The 15,308-nt window shown below is 74.0% G+C and carries 12 protein-coding genes; 7 read left to right on the top strand and 5 right to left on the bottom strand.

Going from position 1 to position 15,308, the window contains the following annotated elements:
• The first annotated feature begins 49 nt into the window (after positions 1 to 49).
• Positions 50 to 3,394 carry an ABC transporter substrate-binding protein gene (locus H7H31_RS33850; protein WP_232110288.1) on the top strand — a complete coding sequence of 1,115 codons (3,345 nt, stop codon included), beginning with the start codon at positions 50 to 52 and terminating at the stop codon, positions 3,392 to 3,394.
• A gap of 146 nt (positions 3,395 to 3,540) precedes the next feature.
• Here the strand turns inward: H7H31_RS33850 and H7H31_RS12165 are convergent, their stop codons facing one another.
• Positions 3,541 to 4,392: a DMT family transporter gene (locus H7H31_RS12165; RefSeq protein ID WP_187059543.1), complete on the bottom strand. Its 852-nt coding sequence runs from the start codon at positions 4,390 to 4,392 to the stop codon at positions 3,541 to 3,543.
• Positions 4,393 to 4,788: 396 nt separating this feature from the next.
• Here H7H31_RS12165 and H7H31_RS12160 point away from each other — a divergent pair, with 396 nt between their 5' ends.
• The 4 genes from H7H31_RS12160 to tgmC all read left to right on the top strand — a co-directional run bounded on the left by H7H31_RS12160 (position 4,789) and on the right by tgmC (position 8,196).
• Entirely contained in the window at positions 4,789 to 5,250 is a 462-nt protein-coding gene (locus tag H7H31_RS12160; RefSeq protein ID WP_187060008.1) for a GNAT family N-acetyltransferase, read from the top strand.
• Positions 5,251 to 5,756: 506 nt separating this feature from the next.
• Complete coding sequence (gene tgmA / locus H7H31_RS12155) at positions 5,757 to 6,017, top strand: putative ATP-grasp-modified RiPP (RefSeq protein WP_187060007.1); 261 nt, start codon at positions 5,757 to 5,759, stop codon at positions 6,015 to 6,017.
• On the top strand, positions 6,017 to 6,979 hold the full coding sequence (tgmB, locus tag H7H31_RS12150; protein ID WP_187060006.1) for an ATP-grasp ribosomal peptide maturase: 963 nt from the start codon (positions 6,017 to 6,019) through the stop codon (positions 6,977 to 6,979). The genes tgmA and tgmB overlap by 1 nt, the downstream gene beginning before the upstream one ends.
• The gene (gene tgmC, locus H7H31_RS12145; RefSeq protein ID WP_187060005.1) at positions 6,976 to 8,196 is read left to right on the top strand and encodes an ATP-grasp peptide maturase system methyltransferase; all 1,221 of its coding nucleotides are present in this window, start codon (positions 6,976 to 6,978) and stop codon (positions 8,194 to 8,196) included. Before tgmB ends, tgmC begins: the two co-directional genes overlap by 4 nt.
• A gap of 75 nt (positions 8,197 to 8,271) precedes the next feature.
• Here the strand turns inward: tgmC and H7H31_RS12140 are convergent, their stop codons facing one another.
• On the bottom strand, positions 8,272 to 8,721 hold the full coding sequence (locus tag H7H31_RS12140; RefSeq protein ID WP_232109807.1) for a DUF4873 domain-containing protein: 450 nt from the start codon (positions 8,719 to 8,721) through the stop codon (positions 8,272 to 8,274).
• Positions 8,722 to 8,943: 222 nt separating this feature from the next.
• Here H7H31_RS12140 and H7H31_RS12135 point away from each other — a divergent pair, with 222 nt between their 5' ends.
• Positions 8,944 to 9,852 carry an AurF N-oxygenase family protein gene (locus H7H31_RS12135; RefSeq protein ID WP_187059772.1) on the top strand — a complete coding sequence of 303 codons (909 nt, stop codon included), beginning with the start codon at positions 8,944 to 8,946 and terminating at the stop codon, positions 9,850 to 9,852.
• 225 nt (positions 9,853 to 10,077) lie between these two features.
• A complete protein-coding gene (locus H7H31_RS12130; protein WP_372455945.1) occupies positions 10,078 to 10,959 on the top strand; it encodes an inositol monophosphatase family protein in 882 nt (293 codons plus the stop codon).
• 199 nt (positions 10,960 to 11,158) lie between these two features.
• On the opposite strand, the gene H7H31_RS12125 is transcribed toward H7H31_RS12130, so the two are convergent.
• The 3 genes from H7H31_RS12125 to H7H31_RS12115 all read right to left on the bottom strand — a co-directional run bounded on the left by H7H31_RS12125 (position 11,159) and on the right by H7H31_RS12115 (position 15,155).
• Complete coding sequence (locus H7H31_RS12125) at positions 11,159 to 12,097, bottom strand: aminoglycoside phosphotransferase family protein (protein ID WP_187059575.1); 939 nt, start codon at positions 12,095 to 12,097, stop codon at positions 11,159 to 11,161.
• Positions 12,098 to 12,396: 299 nt separating this feature from the next.
• On the bottom strand, positions 12,397 to 14,046 hold the full coding sequence (locus H7H31_RS12120) for a penicillin-binding transpeptidase domain-containing protein (RefSeq protein WP_187061120.1): 1,650 nt from the start codon (positions 14,044 to 14,046) through the stop codon (positions 12,397 to 12,399).
• A 113-nt stretch (positions 14,047 to 14,159) separates the two neighbouring features.
• Complete coding sequence (locus H7H31_RS12115) at positions 14,160 to 15,155, bottom strand: hypothetical protein (protein ID WP_187061119.1); 996 nt, start codon at positions 15,153 to 15,155, stop codon at positions 14,160 to 14,162.
• Between the last annotated feature and the right edge of the window lie 153 nt (positions 15,156 to 15,308).

Raw genomic sequence — 15,308 nt, 5'->3', positions numbered from 1 at the left:
CCGCCGGAGCGGTGGCCGGCTTGGGACGGGGGTGGTAGTCGTGGAGGTCATGCCCGACCCGGCCGCGTCCCGCGCCGTACTCATCGGCACCACCGGCAACGCCGAGATCGCTCCGCTGCCCGCCGTGGCGGCCAACCTCGTCGCGCTCGCCGACGTCCTCGCCTCGGACCGTTCCTGGGGTCTGGCCCGCGACCACTGCGCGGTACTGGCCGAACCCGTGACCTCCGACGCCGTCGCCGCTGTGCGCACCGCCGCCGCCGAGGCCACCGACGTCCTGCTGGTGTACGTGGCCGGGCGCTGCCGTATCGACCCGGCGAGCGGCGAGTTGGTCTTCGGCCCGGCCGCTCCGGCGCCGGGGCGGTCGGCCACGGGGCTCGACTACGCGACGCTGCGTCAGGCCGTGCTGTCCGGGCGGGCGCGGCGCCGGGTCGTGCTGCTCGACTGCTGCCTCACCGAACCGGTGCCGGGCTCGGCGTCCGCCCCGCCGTCCGACCCGGCGTCCGGATCGGAGTCCGACGCGCCGGGCGCGTCCGTCGCGGTGGCCGACGCGGCCCAGCTCGCCGACGGTTACCTGCTGGCCGCCGCGACCGTCGATGTCGACGCGTACGCCTCGGAAGAGGACGAACACACCGCTTTCACCGGTGAGTTGCTGCGGGTGGCGGCGGACGGCATCGCGTACGGGCCCGAGGTGCTGCGGCTCGACACGGTGTACGAGCACGGCCGCGCGAGCCTGGCGGGCCGGGAGCGGGCGCTGCCCGAGCGCCGCGACCTGAGCGGCGCGGCCGAGGCGGGCCGGGTGCCGTTCGTCCGCAACGCGGCCACGACGACCGGGGCCGCGCCCTTCGGGGCGACGACCCTGCTCCGGGCCATGCCGCCGGCCGCGCCGCCGGCGACGACGCCGACCGTGACGCTGGGCACGGCGGGCGACCCGGCCGGTTCCGAGGCTGGCCCCGACGCCGAGCCCGCCCCCGTGCCGGACGCCGCTGCGGCTGCGCCCGCCGATGCCGTACCCGAGGACGCCCAGCCGCCCGAGGACGCGCCGCCACCCGCCGATGCCGTACCCCAGGCCGCGCCACCTGTGGACGCGCCACCGTCCCCGAACCCGTCGGCCCCGCCTGCCGCGCCGGCGCAACCCGCGCCGGGTCCGCCGCAACCCGCGCCGGGGCCGCCGGCGCAACACGGCGCGTTCGGGGCGCCTCCCCCCGCCTTCGGCGCCGCCCCGCCGCCGTTCGACGCGACCCCACCACCGGCCTTCGGCGCGGCGCCGGGACAGCAGCCCGCTGTTCAGCCCGGGCCGCACGCCGCCCCGCCGCCGCCCGCGCAGCCGGGACAGCAGCCGGGTGCGCAACCCGCCCCGTACGGCGCGCCGCCCGCGCCGTACCCCGGATCGCTGCCGGCGCCGCCCCCGCCCTTCGGGCCGCAGTCGGGCGCCCCGGGCGCTCCCGTCGCCCCGGGCGTGCCACCGGCGCAGGCCGCCCCGTCCGCGCCCGGCGCGGGGGCGGGGTTCGCGCCGTCGCCCCAAGGCGGCGGCTCCGACGGGCCGTGGCGGCGGCAGCGGCGGGTGCGGTACGGCGCGCTGGCGGTGGCGCTCGCCGTGGTCGCCGGGGCGGTGATCACCGTCGTGTGGCCGGAGGACGAAGGGGGCAAGAACGCTCCGTCGGACCGGCCCAAGGCCAGCCAGAGCGCGAGCGGGAGTCCGGGCGCCGAGGGCGACAAGCCCGGTGGCGGGCCCGGCGTCGCCGCGTACGACGCCGCGACCAAGGGCGTCGTCAACCCGTCGAAGCGGCAGGGCGGCACCCTCAAGTTCGTCTCCACGATGGACGCCGACTCCTGGGACCCGCAGCGCGCTTACTTCGGGTTCGTGTGGAACTTCTCCCGCTTCTACACCCGCCAACTCCTCACCTACGCCGCCGAGCCGGGCGCCGGGACCGCGCGCCTGGTGCCGGACCTCGCGACCGGGCGGGCCCGGGTGGGGGACGGCGGCAAGACGTACACGTACACGCTGCGCCCCGGAGCCACCTGGGAGGACGGCAAGCCCGTGACCTCGCGGGACATCAAGTACGGCATCGAGCGGGCCTGGGCCGCCGACGTGATCAGCGGCGGGCCCTCCTACCTGCGCGAGGTGCTCGACCCCAAGAGCGACTACCCGGGCCCGTACAAGGACAAGGCGAAGGACAAGCTGGGCCTGCGCGCGATCGAGACGCCGAACGACCGGACGATCACGTTCAGACTGCCGCAGCCCTACCGGGACTTCGAGCACCTGCTCGCGATGCCCTCCGCGTCGCCGGTGCCACGGGCGAAGGACACCCGGGCCACGTACGCGCAGCGACCGTTTTCCTCCGGCCCGTACACGTTCGAGGCGTACCAGCCGGGCAAGTCGCTGACCCTGGTGCGCAACGAGCGGTGGCAGCGGTCCTCCGACCCGGTGCGCACCGCGCTGCCGGACCGGATCACCCTCGACATCGTGGCCTCGCCCGCCACGCGGGACGCGGCGCTGCGCGCGGGCCGCTACGACCTGGACGTCAGCGCCTTCGGCGTCGACGCCGGCCAGCGCGTGGGGTTGCTGGCCGACGCGAAGACGAAGGCCCAGATGGACAACCCGTACACCGGGATCGTCCGCTACGCGGCGCTGGCCTCCAACGTCGCCCCGTTCAACGACGTGCACTGCCGCAGGGCGGTCTTCTACGCGACGGACAAGCGGTCCGTGCGGACCGCGAGCGGTGGCCCGCAGGTGGGCGACGAACTGGCCCCGCACCTGCTGCCGCCGGGCGTCTCGGGCAGCGAGCCGGACTACGACCCGTACGGCACCAAGCGCTCGGGCGGCGCGCCGGACCTGGAGCGGGCGCGGCAGGAGTTGAAGGAGTGCGGCAAGCCGACCGGTTTCCGCACCACCGTGACCGTCTCGGACGGGCCGCAGGACGTGGCGATCGCGGAGGTGGTCAAGGCGTCGCTGGCGCGAGTCGGGATCACGGCGAAGGTCGAGCAACTGCCGTTCGCCGAACTCGCCACGACGATCGGCAAGCCCGACCAGGTCAAGCGCAAGGGGTACGGCATCATCATCAGGCGGTGGAGCGCCGACTACCCGACCGGGCGCGGCATGCTGGAGCCGCTGGCCGACGGGCGGCGCATCACGCCGCAGGGCAACGTCAACGTCGCCCTCCTCAAGGACAAGGCGCTCGACAAGCTCTTCGACACCTCCCGCACCAACCAGGACGCGGGGCGGGCCGAGAGCGACGACCAGCAGATCAACCACAAGGTCTCCGACGCCGCCGCCTATCTGCCGCTGACCTTCGAGAAGGCGCTGATCTGGCGCAACCCACGGCTGACCAACGTCACGACGACCAGCGCGTACGGGGGTGGCTACGACGTCGTCTCGCTCGGCGTGCTGCGGTAGCCGGCGGCCGGCTGAGGGCTGAGGACGGGCCGGGGGCTGGGGGCTGAGGACGGGCTGGGCTCGGGCGGGGGCCGCTGGTGCGGTGCCGGGCGGGGACGGGCGGAGTCGGGCGGGCCCGGTGGTGGTCCGGCTCGGCCCCGCCCGGCTCAGCCGGCGTAGAGCATCAGGCCGATGCCCGCGACCATCAGACCGGCGGCGGCGATACGGGCCGTGCCGAAGCGTTCCTTCAGGAACAGCGCGCCGATCGCGGCGCCCACGATGATGCTGGACTCGCGCAGCGCGGCGATCGGCGCGAGGGGCGCCCTGGTCTGCGCCCACAACACCAGCCCGTACGCGAAGACCGACAGCACCCCGCCGCCCAGGCCGCGCACCGCCACCGGCCGGAGCTGGCCGACGAGCGCGCCGCGCCGGGTGGCCAGCGCGTACGCGGGGATGGCCAGGCCCTCCAGGATCATCAGCCAGCCGATGTAGCCCATCGAGGTGCCGGAGGCGCGCACGCCCACGCCGTCCACGACGGTGTACGCGGCGATCGACAGGCCCGTGGCCACCGCGGCGGCCAGCGCCGCCCAGTGCGGCCGGGCGCCGGAGCCACGGATGCCCCACAGGGCGAGGCCGACCAGGCCGGCCGAGGCGACGACGACGCCCGCCGTCTGCCAGCCGCCCGGTCTCTCGTGCACGAAGACCGCGGCGAGCACGGTCACCACCAGCGGCGCCGTGCCGCGCGCGATCGGGTACATCTGTCCGAAGTCGCCGAGCCGGAACGAGCGCATCAGCAGCGCCTGGTAGAGCACGTGGATCACGGCGGAGGCCACGAGATACGGCCAGGCCCCCGCGGCCGGCACGGGCGCCCACACGGCGATGCCGAGCCCGCACACCAGGCCGCCACCGGAGACCAGCGTGAAGGCGAGGAGCTGGTCCTTGATGCCGTGCGCGATGGCGTTCCAACTCGCGTGCGTGACGGCCGCGATCAGGACGGCCGCCGCGACGAGCGGGGTCACCCGCACACCTGGCGCGCGCGGGCGGCCGGTGCGTGGTCGGTGGGGCAGGGGAGGCCAGGGGGACTGGGGTGAGCGTCGTCCATGGCGGCCACCGTAGTCGAAGTTGTATAGCCAACACGATGAGGTGGGTCACGCGGGGTGCCCTCCGGGCGGGGTGGGTGTTTCGGGTGTGGGGGGTGTTCTGGGCGCGGGAGTGGGCGGCCGGGCTGGGTTCGCTGCCCCTCGCGGACCCGTCAGCGCGCGGCAGGGCTGGCGAGGGCCTGTGCTGAAAGTGACTGGTTGTGACTCTGTGACCTGTGTTTCTATGCCCGAGTGAACATCGAGGGCTCCGGGGCGCCGGACGAGAGACCGAGCCGCTGGGTCCGGCACAGGGCTGACGGCGATGTCGAGGAATGCGTGCGGCTCCTCGCGGAGGTCCATGCGCGCGACGGCTACCCGGTGAACTGGCCGGACCAACCCGGCGAGTGGCTGTCACACGGCCCCCTGCTGGGCTCCTGGGTTGCCGAACTCGAAGGCGGCCTGGTCGGACATGTCAGTCTGTCGCAAGGCGGCGAAGGCGATCTGGCCCCGGCGTTGTGGAGCGAGCGGAACGGGGCGACGCCGGATACGACCGCCGTGGTCAGCAGGCTGTTCGTTGCCCCGCGGGCGAGGGGGCGTCGGATCGGCGCACTGCTGATCGGCCGAGCAGTGGAGGAATCGCGGCGCCGTGGCCTCCATCCGGTGCTCGACGTCGTCGCGTCCGATACCGCGGCGGCAGCCTTGTACGAGCGGCTGGGCTGGGAGCTGATGGCCACAGTCGAGCAGCAGTGGAGCCCGCACCAGGCGGTGACCATCCACTGTTACGCGGCGCCGTCGTGACGTGGTCGGTCACAGCCACTCGTTGATGGCCGCTACGAGGACGGTCGCTCCGTAGCGGTCCACCAGCCTGCCGTACCTCGTGGCCACGGCCAGGGCCCCGTACTCGGCGGGCGGTTCCCGCCACGGAGTGCCGGTACGGACCCGGAACCGTATGCCGTGGGCGGGGGAGCGGCTGGAGGGCGCGGGGCCCGGCGTAGGGAGCGGCCCGGTCGACCGGGCTCGCGCCGTCGTGCGCCGCCCGCTCGTGGGCCGCCGGTGCGCGACCGGACACGCGGCGGCGCGCGGGCGAGGACGGGCGCGCGGCGCGGCGCTGGAGGACCGCCGTCCGCGGCGCGGACGGGGCGCGCGACGGCGGAGGCGCGGGGCGCCTCGTGCTGCGAACACCACGGCGGTAGGGGAAACCCGGGGCGTCGGGACGGCGACGGGCGTCGCTCCAGTGGGCACACAAGGAGAGCGAGGACCGCCACACCGCAGTCACACCGCAGCCACACCGCCCGGAGGAGCACATGACCAACACCGTGGGCCGTACCGCCCTGCGCCCCTGGGGCGTCGGGCGGATGCGCCCGTACCCGCCCATACGCCCGGCCGGACACGCCCGCGTCGGCGTCGACCCCGCGACCCAGCTCACCGTGTACTGGGACAGCCGGGGCCAGGTCGTCGAGATGGGGAAGCACGGCACCGCGCGGGGCACCGAGACCGCGGCGGAGAGCACCAACATGGACAGCCGCAACGACACCGACCACGATCAGGACAGCGAGCAGGACTGATGCCACGGACCGCCGGGCCGGTGCTGGTCGTGACCGAGCCGGACGACGTCACGGCCAGCATGGTGATCGCCGAGCTGAACCGCAGGCGCGTCCCCGTGGTCCGCTTCAACCCCGCGGACATCGGCGACGCGCTGCACGTGTCGGCGCGCTTCGGCGCCGGCGCTCCCACCGTGTCCGGATCACTGCGCACCTCCTCCAGGGCAGCCGCGCTGGAGCAGGTGCGCGCGGTGTACTGGCGGCGCCCCGTCTGGCCCCGCTTCCCGCACCTGGCGCCGCCGGACGCGCGCTTCGCGGCGGCCCAGGTGCGCTACGGACTGGGCGGCCTCCTGCACGCGCTGACGGAATGCCGGTACGTCAACCACCCGTTACGCAACTACGCCGCCGAACACAAGCCCCTCCAGCTCGCCACCGCCACCCGCATGGGCTTCACCGTGCCCCCCACACTCATCTCCAACGACCTAGGGGAGATCCGATCCTTCGTGCGGGACCACGGACCCGTCGTCTACAAGGCGTTGCGCTGGACGGCGTACCACGACTCGGACGGCCAGGGGCTGACGACCTGGACCGAACCGGTGGACCCAGCGGAGCTGGACGAGAGCGTCAAGGTCGTGCCGCACCTCTTCCAGTCCCGCGTGGACAAGGCGGCTGACGTGCGGGTGGTGGTCGTGGGCGGGCGCGTCTTTGCGGTACGCATCGACTCGGAACTACTCGACTGGCGACGCGACTACGGAGCCCTGACCTACCGCGTGATCGATCTCCCCACTCAGACCGCAGAGGGACTCGTGCGTTTCTTGCGTCACTTCGGACTGGCCAGTGGCAGCTTCGACCTCGCCCTCGGCCGGGACGGGACGCTGCACTGGCTGGAGTTGAACCCCAACGGCCAGTGGGGATGGCTCGAAGACGCGGCCGGGCTGCCGCTCGCCGCCGCGTTCGCCGACCTCCTCGCCCAAGGAGAGCCATGAATGGCCACAGAACCGCCCCCGAGCCCCGCTGCTCCGCCCTGAGCGCGGCGCGCGGCGCCCTGCTCGACCGCCTACAAGCCGAGCGGCACATCGGCCCCGGCTGGGCGGCGGCCGTCCGCGCGGTGCCCCGCGAACGGTTCCTCAGCGGCGGCGTGTTCCTGCCCGAGGCGCCCGAGGGCCACGCCGCACGCTGGCGACCCGTGACCCCCGACGGGCTGCGCCCCGAGGAGTGGGCCGAACTCGCCTACAGCGACCAGTCGCTGGTCACTCAGCTCGACGGGACACTCACCCCGGACCGGGCCACGGGCCCCGTCGAGGGCTACCCCACCTCCTCGTCCACCGCGCCGGCCACGGTCGTCGGCATGCTGGAGGAGCTGGAGGTGCGCGACGGCGACCGCGTCCTGGAGATCGGCACCGGCACCGGCTACTCCACGGCCCTGCTCTGCCACCGCCTCGGCGAGGACAACGTGACCACCGTGGAGGCCGACCCCGAACTCGCGCGCCGGGCCGACGACGCGCTGGAGGTCGCCGGCTACTCCACCTGGACCGTCACCGACGACGGCCTCCTCGGCCACCCGTCCCGCGCCCCGTACGACCGGATCATCGCCACCTGCGCGGTGCGCCGCATCCCGCACACCTGGCTCCGGCAGGCCCGCCCCGGCGCCATCGTCCTGGCCACGGTGGGCAGTTGGGCGTACGGGACGGGCCTGGCCAAGGTCGTCGTCGCGGCGGACGGCACGGCTGCGGGGCGCGTCACCGGCCCGTCGTCGTTCATGCCGGCCCGCGCGCAGGCCGCCGCGCCGCTGGGCGGGAGCCTGGCGGCGCGCGCCGCGTACGCCGACAGCGTCCGCCGCGCGCGCGTCGCGCCCGGCGTGCTCCGCGACTGGATGCCGGCCTTCCTGGCACAACTGGCCGCGCCCACAGCGCAGTTGGTGCGGGCGGTGGCCGGGGGGACGGAGAAGCGGTACCTGATCGACGCGGAGCGGGAGTCGTTCGCCGAGCTGGCGCCGGAGGGCGACGGGTGGGTGGTCCGGCAGGGCGGGCCGCTGGCGCTCTGGGACGCCGTGGAGCGCGCGATCACCGGATGGCGGGCGGCGGGGGAGCCGGGCATCGACGCGGTACGGCTGCGCGTCACGCGGGAGGCGCACACCTACTGGATCGACGCGCCGGGCCACCTCGGACTCCGCTGGGAGCACCGCCACCCGCCGCTGCCGTGAGGGCGCCGAGGGCCTGGGCAGGGGCGTCCGGCGGGGCGGGGGTGCGTGGCGGGGCGGGTGCGCTCGGCGGGGCCGTCAGGCCACGGGTGGCGGGTCGTTCGGGCCCGGGACGCGGAAGGGCGGGGTGCTCGTGCCGGTGACGCGGTAGCGGTCCCAGGGGTCGGGGTCGGACAACTCGCCCCGCGCCTCGCCCTGCGGGGTGCGGATGAGGGCGGCGGTGCGCTTGCCGCCGAGGAGGGCGACGAGTTCCGGGGCGCCGATGACGCGGCCGTACCAGTGGTAGCGCCCGTCGACCGGTTGGAACGTACCGCGCAACTCCACGTCGACGGCGCGCTCCTCACCCCCGAACTCCAGCGTGGCGGGCCCACGGTAGCCGGCCTCGTGATCGTGGCTGTGGTCGTGGTTGTCCCCGCCCCGCGTGCTCGGTGCGTCCCGCGTGCCCTGCGCGCCCTGCGTGGCGCGCAGGGGTGTGGTGGCGGGGGCGGGGTCGGACGACGGCTGCTGCGGGGGAGTGACGGCGTTCACTGCACGGCTCCTTGGGACGTTTCCTCGACACCTTGGCGTGGTGCGGCGGGCCCGGTCGCCCTCGCCCGTGCGATGGGCGCGCCCGTGGACGTCGCTCGCGAGCACGCCCTCCGACGTTGCTGGCGGGCGCCGAGCCCTTGACTCCCGTAACGAGAGATTCCATGCTCCTGAGAGTGGCTGTTACCTCGGGTAACACCTTAGTTCGTGAAGGAGTGGAGCGCCATGGCCCGTTCACTGCCCGATACGAAGGTGGGCGACAGGGAGAAGACCGCCGCCCGACTGCTGGCCTCGTCGGCGAAGAAGTTCTACGACCCCGAGGTGGACGTCGACTGGGACGCGCCGCTGGTCGACGGCAAGCACTACCTCCTGCCCCACCGCATATCCCTCTACGGCACCCCGATGTGGGACCGGCTCAGCGAGGAACAGCGGCTCGAACTCGGCAAGCACGAGGCCGCGACCATCGTCAGCGTCGGCCTCTGGTTCGAGCTGCTGCTGATGAAGATGCTGGTCAAGGCCGCGTACAACGGCGACACGCGCACCCGGCACATCCAGTACGCGCTGACCGAGGTCGCCGACGAGTGCCGGCACGTCACCATGTTCGCCCGGCTCGTGGAACGCATCGACTGCCCGGCCTACGGCCCGCCGCGCCACCTGCACCAGGTCGCCAAGATCCTGCCGGCCATCGCGTACGGCCCGGCCATGTACGGCTCCATCCTGGTCGCCGAGGAGATCACCGACCGGCTCCAGCGCGAGATGACCGGCAGCGACGAGATTCAGCCCCTGATGCGGATGGTGAACCGCATCCACATCATGGAGGAGGCGCGCCACGTCACCTTCGCCCGCGAGGAGGTCGTCCGCGGCATGGCCGGGCTCGGCCGCGCCGAACTCCGCTACCAGCGGCTGCTGACCGCCCTCGTCTCGTACTGCATCTGTCGCAGCCTCATCCATCCACGGGCCTACGCGGCCGTCGGCCTCAACCCCAGGGAGGCTTGGCGGGTCGCCCACGCCAATCCGCACTACCGCGAGTCGATGCGGTTCCTCGGCGAGCGCATCGTGCCGTTCCTGGACGACGCCGGCCTGGTCGGCGCCCCGGGCATGCGCCTGTGGCGCGACTCGCACCTGTTGGGCTGAGTGCGGGCCCCTCGGCTCTGTCTGGCTGGGCGCCGGCCCCTCGGCTCCGGCGGGCTGCGCGTCGGCCCCCGGCCCCGGCGGGTTGGGGGCCGCCCCTCGGCTTCGGCGGGTGGGGTGCCGGCCCCTCGGCTCCGGCGGGCTGCGCACCGGCCTCCGGCCCCGGCGGGTTGGGTGCCGGCCCCTCCGCCAGGGCTGGTCGCGGTCGCCGTCGGTACCCTGCGTGCCGTGATCAACTCATCTGCGGGACCTGACGAAACCGCCACCGACGCCGACACCGATGCCGCCACCGATGCCGAGGTCGCGATCGCCGCGGCGCGGGCCGGTGCTGACGTGGTGCGCGACCTGTACGGCCAGCGGCTCACCCGTATCGACAAGGGCGGCGGGGACTTCGCGACCGCAGCCGACGTGGCGGCCGAGCAGGCGATCGTCAGCGTCCTGCGCGCCGCCCGGCCCGACGACGCCGTGCTCGGCGAGGAGGGCGGACAGCAGGGCGCGCCGGAGGCCACCCGCCAGTGGCTGGTGGACCCGCTGTGCGGCACGCTGAACTACGCCGTCGGCACCGCGCTGGTCGCCGTCAACGTGGCGCTGCGCGGCGGGCCGGCGGCGGTGGCCGATCCGTTCAGCGGCGAGGTCTTCCACACCGATGGGCACACCGCCTGGATACGGCGGGACGGCGCCGACGCCCCCCTGGCGCCCACGTCCGCCACCCGCCTCGTGGACGTCAACCTCGATCCGCCCTTCCCCGGCGCGCCCGGCTTCCGGGCGGTGGACCTGCTGGCCGACGAGCGGTTCGTGGCCCGCTTCCGCCCCCGGGTCGTGTCCACGAGCCTGGCCCTGACCTGGGTCGCCGCGGGCAAGCGCGCCGCGTACGTCACGGACGGCGGCGACCTGTCGGAGAGCGTGCACTTCGCCGCCGGGATCGCGCTGTGCCGCGCGGCCGGGTGCGTGGTGACGGGTGTCGACGGAGAACCGGTCGGGCGGTCCGGGCAGGCCGGTCGAGCGGGGGCGGCTGGGCAGACGGGGGCGGCGGGGCCGGCGGGCCGTGGGTTGGTGGTGGCTGCCGACGCTGAGACGCACGGGTTGCTGATGTCGATGATGCGGGGGTGAGGGCGTGAGGGCGTGGGGTGCGGGGGCCGGGCTGGGTGACAGGGGAGGGCGCGCGCGGCTTCGGGGCGTACGACCGTGGGGCCACGGCTGACCGGCTGCCGGGCCCTGGGGCGTACGACTGCGGTCGGTCGTAGGGCTACGCGGCGTACGACTCCGGTCGGTCGTACGGCGCGCGTACGACTCCGGCGAGCGCCCGGTGCTACGTGCCGTCGGTGAACAGCTCCGCCACGTGCTCCGCGAGGTGTACGACCTGGTCCCGCTCCGGCCCGCTCCGGGCCACGGTGAACCCGTGCCGGCGGCCCCAGAACGCGGCGCGCACGGCGTGCAGTTGGGCCCAGCGCAGGACGCGTACCCGATCCAGCTCGGCCGCCTCGGCGAAGACCTCCACCGCCCGGCGCAGACCCCTGTCCAGGTCGCCGCCGGACTCCACGAGCGGCACCGCGCACGACGTCAGCAGCGCACCGGAGTCGTACGCTGGGTCCCCCACGTACCCTTTGGGGTCGATGGCCAGCCAGGGTTCACGGTCGGCCCGCAGGATGTTGCGGGCGTGCAGGTCGCCGTGGACGAGGGTCTCCGGCTGGTCGGGGCCCAGCTCGCGGATGGTCGCGGCGGCGGCGTCCAGGACGCGGGGCGACATGCCGTGCGGCAACTCGGCGGCGTCCGCTCGGAGCTCCGGCTCCCACTCCGCGACCCGGTCCCGCAGCCGTGGCAGGCCGACCGGCGCCGGGACGGCGAGCCGGCGGCTGAGCTGACCGGCGGTCGCCGCGACCTCGTCGCCGTCCGCGACGCCGGCCAGCGTCTCCGGACGGGCCCGCTCCAACAGCATCGCGAAGTGCTCGTCGTCGCGCTCGTGCAGGAGCACCGCCCCGCGCCCGCCCCACACCGCGAACGCGTCCGGCTCGTGAACGTTGCCCGGATGCGGAAACGACACCTTGACCACGGCCGGCGCCGCGTCCCGCCGCCGCACCACCGGTACGACGATCCCGACCGCCCCGTGCCCCACGTCCCCGTCCGGCGCGCACCCCCAGCGGTCCAGCAACTGGTCGGTCAGAGCCGGTAGTCGTTCGACCCACGCCGCCCCGGCCGCGCCCTCGCGCTCGATGGTGGCCCGCCTGAACTGCTCCGGTACCTCGATCATTCGGGCACAGTACGCGCCGCGTCGCGCGTGCTGTCGAGTAGGCCCCCGGCCAGGCTTGGGGGTGGTCTCGGGTAGGCGCCGGGCTGGCTTTCCGCCCCGCCGGCGAGGCGGGTGACGAGGTTACGGGGGCCGGCCAGGGCGCGGCGGCGGGGCCGGGACCGGGGTGGCGGCAGCTCGGAGATGGCTGGCGGTCACGACGGACGGCGCGGGGGCCGAAGCCCCCGCGCCGTCAGGTGTCATCTGTCGGAGTGGCCGCCGCGGGCCTCGGGCCCGCCCGGCCTCCCCCGCCTCGCTTCGGGTCAGCCCGCGCGCAGCAGCGACGCCACGATCGGGCCGGCCGCCTCGCCGCCGTGGCCACCCTGCTGGACCACCGCCGCCGCGGCCACGTCGCCGCGGTAGGCCGTGAACCAACCGTTGGGCTTCTTCTGGCCGTCCACCTCGGCCGAACCCGTCTTCGCCCCGATGTCCCCGGACAGGCCCGACATCGCCTGCGCGCCGGTGCCCGCCGTCGCCGTCAGCTTCATCAGCGACTTGAGCTGCTTGACCGTGGCGGGCTTCATCGCGCGCGGTGCCTTGGCCAGCGTGCGGTTGTCCAGGCTCGGGGCCACCAGGTACGGCTGGCGGAACGTGCCGGTGCTCGCGGTCGCCGACACCGAAGCCATCGTCAGCGGGTTCATCCGCACCCCGCCCTGGCCGATCAGCGACGCCGCCTTGCTCGCGTCCTGCTGGACGGGGACCGCGCCGTCGAACGTCGGCACGCCCGTCTGCCAGTTGAGCCCGATCCCGAAGACGTCCCGCGCCTCCTTCGTCAACGCGTCGTCCGACACCTTGGAAGCCTGGGTAATGAAGGCCGTGTTGCAGGAACGGGCGAAGCTCTGGTCGAAGGTGCCGCCCTTGATTTCGAACTTGTCGAGGTTCTGGAACTTCCAGCCACCGTACGAGGCGAACTTCGGGCACGGATGCTGCTTCCCCGTCCCCGCCAACCCCTTGTCGATGAGCAGCGCCGACGAGACGACCTTCATCGTGGAACCGGGCGCCAGCGAACCCTGGAGCGCGGTGTTGAAGCCCTCGGCCGGCGAGTTGGCGAGCGCCAGCACCTCACCCGTACTCGGCTTGATCACCACGGCCGACGACTTCGGCTTCTTCGCCACCTGCTGCTCGGCGACCCGCTGCAACCCCGCGTCCAACGTCGTACGCAACGTGCCCGGCGTCCCCTTGGACAGCACCTTAAGCGTCTCGTCCGGCGTCTTCCCCGCCCGATCGATGTACAGCTCCACGCCCGCCGTGCCGCCCGCCTTGGCCCCGTACTTGTCACGCAGCCCGGACAGCACCACCTTGAGCGTGGGGTGCTCGGCGGGGACCAACTCCTTGCCGTTCCGGTCCACGGCCTTGATCGGCGGCTTCTCCGCCGGCCCGGTACGCACCGTGTCCCCGGGCCGCAACTTCGGGAAGACCACCGTGGGCTTCCAGTCCACGCGCGCCTCGCCCGTCTCCGCGTCGCGCACCACGGTCAGCGCGGAGTCGTACGCCCACGTCGCCCGCTGCTCCGCGTGCGCGATCTCCGCCGAGACGCGGAACGGCGCCTTGGCGCCGGTCGGCGTACCCGGCGTCAACGTGACCTTGTTGACGCGTGCCTGCTTGCGGTAGCCGTCCAACGCGGCGCGGGCGGCCTTCTCGTCGCTGGTGAGCGCGGCGGCCTCGGCCGCGTCCCCCCGACCCCAGGCCGCGAGGAAGTCCCCCACGGTCTTCCGCACCTCGGCATCGCTCGGCGGTCCGGTCTTCACCGGGGCCTTCGTCTTCGCCGCGCCGTCGGTCTTCGCGCTGGTGACCGTACCGTCGCTGGCGGAGTCGCCATCGTCCGAGGTCAGGCTGTACGCGCCGTACCCGGCCGCGCCGACCACTGCCACGAACACCCCACCGATGACGGCGGCCTTCGCACCCTTGCGCATTCGAGAACCCCCACAGTTCCTCAGCCCCCTCATCAGTTGCTGAAGGGGGCGGCGCGGGGCACTCTACCGGCACTCTTCGTAGGCCCTTGCCCGCCCTCAGTTGCCCGGAGCCGTCAGGTGGCCGTGACGAACTCGTCCGTCTCACCCACGCGGTGGATCAGGCCCACTCCGTGGTCCGCGAGGAGTTCCACCAGGTCCGCGTCGGGCAACCCGGGCAACAGGACGACCAGGGCGGGCGGCACGTCCGGCTCGGCGTCGGTGCGGACGTAACGGCCGTAGTCCAGGAGTTGACCCAGCGCCATCCGCACCGACTCGCGCCTGGCGCTGCCCTTGACCTCGTACAACACGTGGTCGGTGGCGTCGTACAGGTCGGTGAGCAGGGTGGAGGTCTTGCCCTTGAGGCGTATCTGGAACCGGCCGACCGCATGGCCCCGCGCCGTGAGGTGGGCCTCGAAGACCTCGCTCAGTTCGGCCTCGCGTCGGCGGGTGGCGGTGGCGGCTACGGCGGCCCGCTCCCCTTGTTGGCTCTTGTTCTGCTCCGGCTCGACCATCTTGCTGGTGGTGACGTCGGCGGGAACCAGTTCCCTCTCGGTGTTCTGGGCGGGCGGGATCCGGTCGTCGGCCAACAGCTCGAAGGGCCCGATCGGGCGCAGCCGGAAGATGAGGGCCTTGCGGGGTACGCCGAGCGCGTTCGGGGCCCGCCGCACCACGTACGGTTCGGCTACGTCGAGCGTGAACGCCCCGACGTAGCGGTGTCGTTTGGTCCGGCCGCCGGGCACCGTGCCCACCGCGATGAACAGGTGCAGCGTGCGCCCCCTGTCGGCGTGGCCGAGGATCGCCGAGTTGCCCTTGCCGTACCGGCCGCCGAAGACCTGGTCGCCGCTGCCCGCGCCGGTGTACTCGAAGACCGGCCCGAGTTCGTCCTCCTCCCGCAGCCAGCCGTCGTGGTAGCCGAACCTGGCCCCGCCCCGCGCGTACGAGAACAGCAGCACGTTGGCCTTCTCGTCTGACGGGACGATGCCGCCGTACAGGCTGCCGCCCAGCACGGGCTGGATCTCCTCGCGCGTGTGGACGTCACCCGGCCTGATGGGAAGCGCGTCGGTGGCCATGCGTCGGACGGTAGACCATCCCACTGACACTCTGTCGGGGGTCCGGCTGTCGTCGCTGCCGCTTCGTCGTAGTTGAGGCCGGCGTCGATGGGGCCACCCCCGCACGCGCTGGGACCAGCCTGAGCAGTTGATTGTGACCGGCGCGCGCGGGAC

It is taken from the genome of Streptomyces buecherae (assembly GCF_014295035.1).
Taxonomy (GTDB): Bacteria; Actinomycetota; Actinomycetes; order Streptomycetales; family Streptomycetaceae; genus Streptomyces; species Streptomyces youssoufiensis.
Note: the sequence above shows the minus strand (reverse complement) of the source record. Positions and strands in the feature narration are given on the sequence as shown.